This window comes from Megasphaera sp. An286 (assembly GCF_002163455.1).
GTDB lineage: Bacteria > Bacillota > Negativicutes > Veillonellales > Megasphaeraceae > Megasphaera > Megasphaera stantonii.
This window is the reverse complement of sequence record NZ_NFIY01000005.1, coordinates 126,918-139,167: the sequence shown is the minus strand read 5'-3', so window position 1 is coordinate 139,167 and position 12,250 is coordinate 126,918. Positions and strand designations below refer to the sequence as shown.

General features: G+C 40.4%; 9 protein-coding genes. All 9 read left to right on the top strand.

Features of this window, described 5'->3' with window-relative positions; genetic code table 11:
* Nucleotides 1-1,216, top strand: a 1,216-nt coding sequence (locus B5F80_RS04115; RefSeq protein WP_239386300.1) for an outer membrane insertion signal, incomplete at its 5' end; no start/stop codon positions are given.
* Nucleotides 1,217-1,640: 424 nt separating this feature from the next.
* Nucleotides 1,641-3,011, top strand: coding sequence for an S-layer homology domain-containing protein (locus tag B5F80_RS04110; RefSeq protein WP_087477552.1), 1,371 nt, complete (start codon nucleotides 1,641-1,643; stop codon nucleotides 3,009-3,011).
* A 255-nt stretch (nucleotides 3,012-3,266) separates the two neighbouring features.
* Entirely contained in the window at nucleotides 3,267-4,547 is a 1,281-nt protein-coding gene (locus B5F80_RS04105; protein WP_087477551.1) for a glycosyltransferase, read from the top strand.
* A gap of 83 nt (nucleotides 4,548-4,630) precedes the next feature.
* Complete coding sequence (locus tag B5F80_RS04100; protein ID WP_087477550.1) at nucleotides 4,631-5,389, top strand: glycosyltransferase family 2 protein; 759 nt, start codon at nucleotides 4,631-4,633, stop codon at nucleotides 5,387-5,389.
* Between the two features lie 14 nt (nucleotides 5,390-5,403).
* On the top strand, nucleotides 5,404-6,537 hold the full coding sequence (locus B5F80_RS04095) for a glycosyltransferase (protein ID WP_087477549.1): 1,134 nt from the start codon (nucleotides 5,404-5,406) through the stop codon (nucleotides 6,535-6,537).
* A 5-nt stretch (nucleotides 6,538-6,542) separates the two neighbouring features.
* On the top strand, nucleotides 6,543-7,718 hold the full coding sequence (locus B5F80_RS04090) for a glycosyltransferase (RefSeq protein ID WP_087477548.1): 1,176 nt from the start codon (nucleotides 6,543-6,545) through the stop codon (nucleotides 7,716-7,718).
* Nucleotides 7,719-7,748: 30 nt separating this feature from the next.
* Entirely contained in the window at nucleotides 7,749-8,897 is a 1,149-nt protein-coding gene (locus tag B5F80_RS04085) for a glycosyltransferase family 4 protein (protein WP_087477547.1), read from the top strand.
* The gene (locus tag B5F80_RS04080; protein WP_087477546.1) at nucleotides 8,890-10,149 is read left to right on the top strand and encodes an O-antigen ligase family protein; all 1,260 of its coding nucleotides are present in this window, start codon (nucleotides 8,890-8,892) and stop codon (nucleotides 10,147-10,149) included. The genes B5F80_RS04085 and B5F80_RS04080 overlap by 8 nt, the downstream gene beginning before the upstream one ends.
* A complete protein-coding gene (locus tag B5F80_RS04075) occupies nucleotides 10,136-12,196 on the top strand; it encodes an LTA synthase family protein (protein ID WP_204246339.1) in 2,061 nt (686 codons plus the stop codon). The genes B5F80_RS04080 and B5F80_RS04075 overlap by 14 nt, the downstream gene beginning before the upstream one ends.
* Nucleotides 12,197-12,250 lie beyond the last annotated feature (54 nt).

Sequence of the window (12,250 nt, the reverse complement as noted above, 5' to 3'; positions counted from 1 at the left end):
AGGCGTCATCCAGGGCGTAGACGGCGAATACTTCCAGGGCCAGCGCAACATCACCCGTTATGAAGCCGCTGAAATGGTAGCAAAAGCTATGGCTCACATGGACAAAGCTACGGTTGAACAGCGCGCTTTGATCAACAAATTGGCTGATGAATATGCTGACGAACTGAACAACCTCGGCGTTCGCGTATCGAACCTCGAAAACAAAGTCGGCAATGTTAAATTCACTGGCGATGCTCGTCTCCGTTATTTGTACCAGAACGGCGTAAAAGATAACGATGATTCTTGGCAGTATCGTATCCGCCTCCGCGGCACAGCTACGATTAACGACCGCACGACGGCTACGTTGGGCGTAACGACTAACAACCAGGGCTTCGGTGATAATGGCAGTGCTCAGGAAGACGAAATTGCAGCTGATATCATTAAAGTAGACTACAACTTCGGTAGCCCGAACTGGATGTTGACTCTCGGCCGTGATACGGACTGGATGCTCGGCGGTTCCAACTCTTACGGTTATCAGTATGGCGATACGATTGATCTCGCGCAGTTGAAATATAACAACGGCAAGATTGGCGTAACGGCAGCCTATGGTAAGTTGAAGGAAGGTAGTGGATTCTTCGCGGGTGGTCTTGATGACGCAGATGAAATGGTTGATGGCGTCAAGATGGCTTATGGCGAAGTAGAAGGTTACTTCGGCAATGGTTCTGCAGCTGGTGTATATTATGCAAACTTTAATGGTGGAGATTGGTTTGGTACTCAGACCGATGAAGGCATGGTATGGGATCGGTTTAATGGCGACGATCTTTGGGGTGCATATGCCAGCGTAAACTTTGGTTCCAAGTGGAATGTCCTCGCTAACTATGAACACGTTAACCTGTTAGATGGCCGTGAAACCATTACAGGTGATGATAGCGCTGACGTATGGATTGGCAAGTTGACTTATGGTAAAGCTTCTATGGCTCAGCCGAAATCCTGGGATATCTGGGTTGAATACATCGACGCTGAAGATGGCGCATTCCTCGGTGGTTCCACGAACTCTTGGAGATTTGGCAACTACATGGATAACATGACGTCTTGGGGCGCAGGTATCGACTATGTATTCGCTAAGAATGCTATGTTCAGTGTAATGCAGTCCTTCGCAACGGATACCAAAGATGGCGAAACAAATAACGATTTGGAAAAAGAACAGACTCGTGCTCAGTTCCAGTTCGCTTTCTAATTTCATCTTTTAAGAAACAATCAAAGGCCGCCCGGAAACGGGCGGCCTTTTGTTTGGTATTGATGTATATTCTTAAAACAAAACCATGGATATGCTGCAAAGGAATGTGTGAAAAAAGTTAAAGATAGTACAAGTCTATCTTGCTTATGAATAATTTTCTTGGCCTGTATAGTTAAAAAATTACTTTTTGATTTACCATTTTTTGACAAAGTAAAGATTTTCTGGTAAAATACTAATTAGAGTTGCGGTACAATCGGTTGTAGGCGTGGCTCGTATAGAGTGAAACATGGTACAATGTGAGGCAGTAAAAGAGAGGAAACTAGGACAACTCGCCAATGACCCCTTACAGCGTATATGGGACGCTCGATTGTAACGGTGTAAGACGTGTATATCACAGTTTTTATCGAAAAGAGGTCATTTCACAATGAAAGCAAAAGTATTAGCAGCATTGGCAGCAACGATGGCAGTAAGCGCAACGTGTGCATTCGCAGCTAACCCGTTTGTCGACGTACCGACGGACAGCTGGGCATACAAATCCGTAGTAGAATTGGCTGACGCAGGCGTCATCCAGGGCGTAGACGGCGAATACTTCCAGGGCCAGCGCAACATCACCCGTTATGAAGCCGCTGAAATGGTAGCAAAAGCTATGGCTCACATGGACAAAGCTTCCGTTGAACAGCGCGCTTTGATCAACAAATTGGCTGACGAATATGCTGACGAATTGAATAACTTGGGCGTTCGCGTATCGAACCTCGAAAACAAAGTCGGCAACGTTAAATTCACTGGCGACGGCCGTCTCCGTTATCGTTATCAGGGTGGCGAAACTGGTAAGAAAAATGATAATTCTTGGGATTATCGTATTCGTCTTCGTGGCGCTGCTCAGGTTAACGAACGCACAACGGCTACGTTGGGCGTAACAACGAATAACCACAGCTTCGGCGAAAATGGCAGTGCACAGGACGACCAGATTGCAGCCGATATCATCAAAGTCGATTACAATTTTGGCGGTAAAAACTGGCTCCTCAGCCTCGGTCGTGATGCTGACTGGAAACTCGGCGGTCCTCGCTCCTATGCTTATCAGTACGGTGATACCTTCGACCGCGCTGAATTGAAATACCAGAACGACAACTTCGCTGTAACGGCTGGCTATGGTAAATTCAAGGAAGACGGCGGTAACCTGTATCATGGTGGATTCGCTGGACAAGATAAAACTGAAGACGATTTAGGTTTTGATGGTTTGAAGATGGGCTACGGCGAAATCGAAGCTTTCTTTGGTAACAATTCTGCTGCTGGTGTGTACTACAGCCAGTTTAATCGTAGTGGAGATAATGATTTGGGCAATGCTTCGGCTGAAGAATACACTGCAGATAACCTCTGGGGCGTATATGCGAATGTAAATATTGGTTCCAAGTGGAATGTTTTGGCTAACTACGAAAGCATTGATAAGAGCGGCACAAGCTTGACAACCGGCAATGACGTAAGTGATCCGGACGTATGGATTGGCCGTGTAATGTACGGCAAAGCTTCCATGGCTCAGCCGAAATCCTGGGATATCTGGGTTGAATATATCGATGCTGAAGACGGCGCATGGCTCGGCGGTTCCACTGGTTCGTGGAGAAACTTCGGTTCCCTTGATAATATGTCTTCTTGGGGCGCAGGTATCGACTACGTCATCGCTAAAAACCTCAAGTTCAGCTTCATGCAGTCCTTCGCTACGGATATGAAAGATACGCCGACTGATAAAGGTCAGACGGATGACGAACTGACTCGTGCAGAAATCACCTTCGCATTCTAATTGAATCCTTAGGTTATACACAAAAGACTACTCAGCAATGGGTAGTCTTTTTGTTTTGTCTTTATTGAATTTTGCTGCAGGTATTGATACAATGTACATAAATGTGAAAGTGTAATATCCCTAACGGCATTTTTTGGTAATATGATGAATGGACATAGGAAAAAGTTCTTTAGGCGTCGTTTTAGATTTTAAATGCTGGAACTAGTAGTGTTGTTTTTATCTTTCCAGTAAATTTTTGGTATAGAGGGTATCAGTATGAAAAAAATCATGTTGATTGATGAATTTAAGCTGGTGAATTATGCAGGCGGCATCGAGCAGGTGGTCTGCGGCTTTGCAAATGACTTTGTGCGGCGTGGATATGACGTAACGCTAGTTTCTCTGGATCGGGAAAAGGGAGTGCCGTTTTTTCCACTGGACGAAAGAGTTTCTTTTATTAATTTGTGCTATGATATTGGCGGCCTATACTTTACGCCTGCATATTTTTGGTCAAAGCTGAAAAAAGAATTTGTTCGTCTCTTGTATGGCCCAGGTTTGATTTCTAAAGGAAAGAAAGTGAGAGATCCTAAAAAGGAATACTACTATAATGAATTTGAGCGGCGCTTGGCATTAGTATTTGCCAAAGATATGCCGGATATTATCCTGACTTCCAGTGCGACAAGTACGGCTATTGTAATGAATATTTTGCACAACAAATTTAGTGCCCCCCCCGTGGATAAAAATATTTTATACAGAGACAATGTGTCTTATGCTGTCCGAAACGTAAAAAAGCCAATGATTGTTACTATGTGCCATATCAATGTCAGTAATGCTATAAGAAATGCTACGCCAATTCAAATTCATGCTTGGAAAGAGTCAGCTTGCGTATCTGTTTTGATGCAAAGCTATGTCGAACAGATGAAGCGTATTGGCATATCGTCTGTGTACTGGATGCCTAACGCGGTAAATCAAGTGTTCTTTGACAGGCGAGCTGATTTATCTGTTTGTCACCACAAGATTGTTTGTGTAGGTCGTATAGAAGAACACCAAAAAAGACCGCATTTGTTAATTCAAGCTTTTGGGAAGATTGCGAAGCGATATCCTGAATGGAGTCTTCATTTATATGGCGAGCAAAGCAATGCTCATTATGTAAATCGATTAAAAAAATTGGCAGATGAATATCAGGTGACTGACAGGGTGATTTTTGAAGGACCGAGCAATGCAATTGTCGATCATTTGCAAGAGGCCGATATCTTTGCATTTCCCAGTTCCGTTGAGGGGTTTGGCATTGCCTTAGCCGAAGCGATGGCAGTAGGGCTTCCTGCCATAGGGTATCGCTCTTGCGGTGCGGTAAATGAATTGATTATAGACGGAGAAAATGGCTTTTTATGCGATGATGGAGTCGATGATTTTGCCAATAAGTTAGCCATGCTCATAGATAACCAGGCGTTGCGGATTCAGATGGGAGAAAAGGCGCGCCAATCCATGCAGATATATTCACCTCAGCGTATTTGGGATAGATGGGAATCTTTATTAAACTCTCTAATTGCAACGCATTAGAAAGGGCTCGAAAGAGCCTTTTTTGGTTTTAACTTACGTGAAGAAATGATATAATATCTTATATAGCAGAAGAGGTGTTGTATATGCCGAAAATTACCGCATTAATTTTAGCGAAAAATGAAGAAAGCAATATTCGCGACTGTATAGAGAGCGTGCAGTTTGCCGATGAAGTATTAGTTATTGATGATTTTAGTACGGACAGCACGAAAGAAATTGCCGAGAGTATGGGCGCAAGAGTTTTGCAGCGCAGCATGAACGGCGATTGGGGAGGCCAGCAAACCTTTGCCATCCAGAATGCGGCGAGCGAATGGGTGTTATTTATTGATGCCGACGAGAGAATTTCAGGGCCGCTGGCCGAAGAAATTTTAGAGGTGGTAAAGCGAGGAGAGAAGTGCGCATATTGGATTATGAGGGAAAACAAATTCCATCATAACCAGGCAACGCACGGCGTATTGCGCCCAGACTATGTCAATCGTTTATTTCCGGCAGCAGGATCATACGTAACGGGATATGTTCACCCGACGATTGTAACGCCATATCCCAACAAAAAATTGAACCATATCATGTACCATTATACATATGATAATTGGGATCAGTATTTAAATAAATTAAACAATTATACTCGATTGGCTGCGGAAAAATACAAAGAGCAAAATAAGAAATGCAGCTTTATAAAGGACGTAATGTTTCGCCCCCTATGGGCGTTTATCAAAGTATATTTTCTTAATTTAGGCTTCTTAGATGGCAAAATGGGCTGGGTATTATCGGTAAATCATTATTTTTATACCATGAATAAGTACGTCAAATTATATTATCTGTATAAAGACAATGGTAAGTTATAGTGTGAGGAAAAGATATGCGAGTAGCTATTTTGGAATCAATTGTCATGCCGGCTGGACATGAAGTTGAATTTGATAGAATTTTAGTCGATGAGTTAAAACGCCAGGGCCATACGCCTGTATTTTTTGTGCCTGAACGTTTTCCGTTCAAGCTGGATTATCATTGCGATGTCGATTATTTAACCGGCGGAGAGGTTGTTACCTATGCGGGTGCCGGCAAATTGAAGAAGATATTTCTCTCTATACGCAGAGAACGGCGGAGAATTGCCTGGTTTAATTCGGCGTATGAAAAAGCCTGCGCAGGAGCCTGCGACGCGATTATTATTCCTACGGGCACATGGCGATACATCCGCACGGTATTGAATAGTAAGCTAAAAGATTCTCCTGTACCCGTATATATGATTTTTCACGGGATTAATCCGCATGAGCAGCCGAAATTTGAAAAGCAGGCGCGCCGTGTAGAAGCGTATAAGCAAGTTCATTTGAAGGTCATCACTTTGCGGGATGATTTCCAGCATAGCGGCCTTACGAACGTCGATTTAATTGCGCCGCCTGTGTTCAAGCCTCAGGATATGCCTGTTGATACATCTCTGCATATTACGCCGCCTGTCAAAATTGGCTTTTTCGGGCAATTCCGCAAGGAAAAGAACTTAGGCTTCTTTTTAGACGCGTTTACGAAAGCGAAATTTTCTGTGCCAGTAGAGCTTATCGTCCAGGGGGCGACGGCGAAGCCGGAAGATGGAGAAATTTTTGATAATTATGCCAAAGAATATGCAGATTATAAAAATATTACTTTTTGGCATAAAAATCTGATTGGTTTGGAATGGCAAACAGCGCTGCTCAGCGTTGATGCCATCATGATGCCGTATGCAGCTGAACGATATCGGTATCATTGGGGGGCCATGTTGTTTACGGCGATCGGTTTTTACAAGCCCGTATTAGCGTCGCCGGAATTAAATCCGGAAGTATTAGCACAATATAAAATAGGCATGGCAGTAGATTTACGTTCTGTCGATTCTTTTGCAAGGCAGTTGGAACAATTTGTAGAGGATTTAGTAAAGAATGCTTCACTGTATAGAAAGAATTTGGAGTTGGCTAATGCAGCGTACAGTCATGAAGCGCTGGTTCAGAATATATTGCGGCGAGGTTGATATACATGAAGATTTTGTTAGCTAATTTAACCAAAATGGTAGATGATAGCGGCGGGCTGGCCAAAGTAACCTGTGAATTTGCTAATGAGATGAAGCGACGCGGGCATGAAGTATCGCTCGTATATAGCGATGTGCAGACGGGAGATTTTTATTATCCGTTGCATGCCGGCATTCCAACAATGGATATTCGTCATTACAAAGGACAAGAAATACCATATCCGTGGTATTTAAAGATAAAACGGGAGTTTTTCCGTATGTTTAGCAAACAAAAAGCAAGAACGGTTAATAATGACTTTGCAGAAGCGTACTTATTGCAAAATTTGCGGGATGTATTGGAAACGATTCAGCCGGAAGTCATTGTTTCTTTTCAACCGGCAGCTAGCAAGATGCTGCTTTGCGATTTAAAAACGACAATTCCTGTCATTACGATGAGTCACGGCGATCCGGAAGATTATTTTCATATTTATCCTAAAGAAGAAATTCCCGCTCTTGAAAAAAGTGCTGTCTGCCAAGTATTGCTGCCTTCCTTTGCGCAGCATATCCTGACGCATCTGCCGAATGCCAAGACCGTAGTTATTGGAAATGCTATACCCCAATATGAGGAACAAGCTGATTTGATGGCGGAGAAAGACCAGTATAAAATTTTATTTTTAGGAAGATTGTCGAAAAACCATAAACGTCCGCATTTATTAATTGAAGCTTTTGCGAAGATTGCCGATGAGTTTCCGAATTGGATTGTAGAGTTATGGGGGGCAGAAGACGGAAAAGCCTATTATAAAGAACTGCAACTCATGATAAAAAAATATGGATTAGAGAACCGCGTTTTTTTAAGAGGTGCTACAAAAAATGTGGCAGCTGTTTTAAAAGAAGGCGATATCTTTGCCTTTCCCAGCGCGTATGAAGGCTTTGGCCTTTCTTTAGGCGAGGCTATGAGTATGGGCCTGCCGGCTGTAGGATATCGGAACTGCAGTGCTGTTAATGAATTAATTCAAGATGGCAGAACCGGTTTTTTATGTACAGACAATTCTGGTGATTTTTCACAAAAATTGTGTATATTGATGGAAGATAGATTATTGAGAGCCAAAATGGGTTCAGCAGCTAGGTTGTCAATGAAAATATATGCGCCTAATATCGTGTGGGATAGTTGGAATAGTTTATTACATAAGGTAGTTCATTCATAAGGTTATTGTTGTCATGTCAAGGAGTAAAAAATGAAGGTTGGAATATTTATAAAAAATTATGCCGTAGGCAAGCGTTTTGATAAATCTGGCGTCCCCAATAAAAGCGGCGCTGAATTTCATGCTGAAAATCACGCCAAACTTTTATTAGAAGCCGGTGACAGCGTCTTTATCATGACAAAGAAGAATAATTGGCTGACAAAGGGGCGCGAATGTATTGATAATATTGATGTCGTTCGGTTGCATGCCCCTGTTCGATGGATGGAATCTGTAATTAGGTTATTGACTACCCATTCGAATACAGATTGTATTTATATATTAGGTACGCCCAAATTTTCCGTTTGGGCTATTTTATGGGCTAGATACATGCACAAACCGACTACCTTAGTTTTAACTAGTAAATCAGAAATTTTCAATAAAAAGGATGGATGGCGGTATCGCATATTTGCTGCATGTGATAATTATATTGCTATTAGTCGTGAAATTGCTCATGGACTTATAGAAGCAGGCGGCGTCTCTAAAGAAAAAATCCATATATTACCGCAAGGCGTTGATACTACTGCACGATTTTTTCCTGTTACTCAAGAACTTAAAACTCTGTTAAGGAAACAGTATAATATACCTGTTAATCGACCGATTGTTTTGTTTTGTGCGCGTGTCGTACCGAATAAAGGTATACGCATAATGCTGAAGGCTTGGGAGATTGTTCATAAAAAGTCTCCTAATGCGATTTTGTTAGTGGTTGGTGGGGGGATTACTGACTTAATTGATGAAATTAAGACCTTTGGGAAAAATTGTGCTGATGACAGTATTATTGTTACAGGAGAAGTAGACAGAACTGATGATTACTATAAAATGGCCGATGTTTATTTTTTTCCATCAGAATTTGAAGGACTGCCTACGACTTTAATGGAAGCTATAGCAACAGGACTTCCGTGTGTAGCATCAGATATTGGCGGGAACGAAGATTTGATAAAACCAAGTGGTGCAGGGGTATTGATTGATAAATTCGATTTTGAAACCTTTGCTAAAGAAATTTTGTTTTTGTTAGAACATGAAGAACAAAGAAATGCATATTCTAAATGCGGAAGAAGATATGCTGAAAAATACTTAGATTGCCATTTGTTATTCAGTTCATTGCGTAAGATTTTATTGAATGACTTGGAGCATTTAGATGAATAATTTGTGGTCAAGTATTTCTTTGAAAAAGGAATACATAGAAAAAGGAATAGTATTTCTAATAGTTTTTTTCTTGTCAGGAAATATATCTAATGCTCCTATTAGTATTTCTATGGGTCTTGGGGGCGCGTATATTATCTATGATTGCATAAGGAATCGGAGTCTTAAACGTTTTTTTTGTCCCTTGAAGATATGGCTGGGACTAGGAATTTTTTTAGGAACTGTTCTCTTAGCTTCTATTTTGTTGTTTGATATTTCTAGTATTAGAATTGCTGTTAAGTATGTTTACTGGTCTCTTCCTTTTATTTTGATAATATATTTTTCCAAACAGGTGGATACTAAATATGCGGCTATTTGGGGAGTTGCTTTTTCTATTTTTATTACAAGTATATATTCTTTTTATCTGTACTTTTCATTGCCATATGATGCGGCATTACCTTATGGCCGAAGAATTGGCGGATTTGCTGCAAATCCTAATTTCTATGCGGTTTTACTTGTTGAAACACTCCCTATTTTAATTTTATCAATCTGGGATGAACGAATTAAAAAATCTAAAGTTTGTATAGCTGTTTTTGCTGTAATTGGCATATTGGGTGTAGGAGCGCTGCTTTTGACTGGCTCTAGAGGAGGAATATTAGGATTTACTGGTGCTTTTATTATTACGCTTTTTGTTTTTTGTGCTTTTAAGAAACGAATAAAAATGTTTATACTTATTGCAATGGTGGTTTTGGGTGGGATTTTAGTTATTGCGAATATAGGATTGGCAGGCGGTACCGTTCGTTCTTACGATATGGAAAGAGTCTATTTACTAAAATCCAGTATAGAGATGTGGACGGATCATAAGATAATAGGCGTTGGATTAGATAATTGGGCGGATGAATATCAGCAGCACTATATCCAACCAGAAGCGAAAGAACCCAATCTAGTGATCCCTCATAATACCATTGCTTGGTTCTTTTCAAGTACAGGAATTATTGGTGGGATAGGGTATTTATTTTATGTTATATACGTATTGTATATCATGTTAATGTACATAAAAAAGTATGGAATGAATTATTATATTTTGGCAGGCATATGGCTGTGGCTTGGTGTAAACTTACATGGTATGGTAGATGTTGGTATTACTATGAAAGGATCAGCACGATTAGCGGCCTTAGGTATTGGACTTATGATGGCGGAGATTTTAAAACAAGAGGCCTTTACTAAAAAAGATAGAATATATACTTGTTTAAAAGGAGTAGATGGGAGAAAATAAGATGTTTGAATATTTCTATTTTTCTATTCAACAAGACATAAAATTATTCTTTTTGTTTCCAGTTCTCTGTGCTATTTTTCGAAGCGTCTTCATATATATATATAATCCGTATCCGTCTTTTAAGGGAAAAGGGGTTAGTCTTTTTGAATGTTTTAGATATGGCTTTTGGTGGGGAATGGATTTTAACGCCTACATGTTTTTGATTCCATTAGTATGTATCTCTTTACCTGCGGCGTTTTTATCTTTTTTTGTAATTTATGGAGATATCTTGCGTAGCGTTATAGGCGTGATATATGCAATTATTCTTTATGCAGCATTTATGGGAAAAATGATTTTTTATCGCCATTTTCATGATACTTATAATTACCTCGTTCGTATGGGTAAGAATGCAGAAAAACACAATTTAGTTGATATCTTTTTTAACCAAGATCATGGGTCGGCTATTTTATTGGGGTATATTCCCTTTATCATAGTTATTTCCTTAGCTTGTTGGGGTATTCAACAATTACCGTCTATTCCTTATCCTGTATTTGATTCCGTTATTTTCCAATATGCTTTCAATGTGCTAGTATTTTTGGGGTGCATTATTGGTTTTTATTGGTTTCGCTTTGGGGGAACCTTAAACCATCGGAATAAGCCTGAATGGGATACGATTCCTTCTATTGTGAAAGAAGATACGTTTTTAGCAAGAGCCTGCATTGATGATCTTGTCGCATTAAAATTGGTTTATAAACGTCCGATAACAGAAGAATTGCAACGCAGCGATTCGGAATTAAAAGTGGCTATATCTCGTATCGTTCCAGCTGAGCATCTTAAGGATTGGGAAGACTTTAGGAATCCGGTATATGCCTTCCAGCGCATAACTAGAGGCCCGCTTATCAATAAACCTAAACACATTTTTTTTATCGTAGGAGAAAGTGTGCCGCAATGGGCGATGGATCCGATGTACGGGGATTTACATGTTCTCGATGGAAGCCGTGCAATAGTAAAAGATATTCATACGGTTTATTTAAATAATTTTCTGCCGGCAGGAAATGTTTCGCGTCCTTCTATTGTGTCGCTTATGACAGGGATTTATGATGCTCAATTAGAGCTGAATGAGAATGAAGCTTTTTGGCATGGTACGTTGCCGACCACTTTTGCAGGACAGATGAAAAAGTTAGGTTACCAGACGATTTATTGGTATGGCGGTAATGCATCGAATGGGAATTTTAATCATTTTGGAAAAGCCCAAGGATTTGATCGTGTGGAAAGTGCGACAAGCTTTTGCGGAGACGATGCGCCGCGGACATGGGTTGGTGTATATGACCATGTATTTTTGAAAAAAGCTGGTGAAATGATAAAAACACTGGACCACCCTACATTTCATTTTATATATACTACGTCAAATCATGGGCCATATAAGATTCCTAGTCATATCTTAGACTTTCATTCAAATGACTTATTGGCACATGTTGGTGAGGATATTCGAAATGATAAAGAGCGATGTGATGCATTAGCAACGGCATATTATGCTGATCAGGCTGTTTTTAATTTTATTAAGGAAATGAAGGGGTGTTTTCCTGATAGTTTATTTATTTATACAGGGGATCATTCCGCTTTATATGCTACTTTAAGTAATTCATCATTGGTTCCGCGGGACTATAGCTTTAGAGAATTGTACTGCACCCCTTTGCTTATTAATCATCCTCAGCTTTCTAAAAATTTGTTTGGAAATAATACTATTGGTACACATTTAAGTATTATACCAACGGTTATAGAGTTAATTGCTCCTAAAGGTTTTACATATTATTCGCTGTATCCTTCATTGACAGAAGAGCAGCCAGATGGCCTGGTTACCCCTAAACAATGGATAACTCCGAACGAGTTAGGCGAAATTGCTTCAAAAAGAGCTGAAACTCTGGGTGAGTCCACTCCTGAAGAAAAAGAAAAGTATGAAGTGAAAGATGATACCTATATTACGCAGGCATCTGATATGGTATCATTGACTGCGTGGATGATCAGGCATAGAGACACGTGTCTGGATGCTATTGAGAATGGAGAGTAGAATCCAATAAAGATAGTTGTGGTTAAATTTATAAGAATGTCTTTGAGGTGATTT

Coding starts and splice junctions, on each gene's coding strand:
- B5F80_RS04090 (WP_087477548.1), top strand. CDS start 6,543: ATGAAGATTTTGTTAGCTAATTTAACCAAAATGGTAGATGATAGCGGC.
- B5F80_RS04080 (WP_087477546.1), top strand. CDS start 8,890: ATGAATAATTTGTGGTCAAGTATTTCTTTGAAAAAGGAATACATAGAA.
- B5F80_RS04105 (WP_087477551.1), top strand. CDS start 3,267: ATGAAAAAAATCATGTTGATTGATGAATTTAAGCTGGTGAATTATGCA.
- B5F80_RS04110 (WP_087477552.1), top strand. CDS start 1,641: ATGAAAGCAAAAGTATTAGCAGCATTGGCAGCAACGATGGCAGTAAGC.
- B5F80_RS04075 (WP_204246339.1), top strand. CDS start 10,136: ATGGGAGAAAATAAGATGTTTGAATATTTCTATTTTTCTATTCAACAA.
- B5F80_RS04085 (WP_087477547.1), top strand. CDS start 7,749: ATGAAGGTTGGAATATTTATAAAAAATTATGCCGTAGGCAAGCGTTTT.
- B5F80_RS04100 (WP_087477550.1), top strand. CDS start 4,631: ATGCCGAAAATTACCGCATTAATTTTAGCGAAAAATGAAGAAAGCAAT.
- B5F80_RS04095 (WP_087477549.1), top strand. CDS start 5,404: ATGCGAGTAGCTATTTTGGAATCAATTGTCATGCCGGCTGGACATGAA.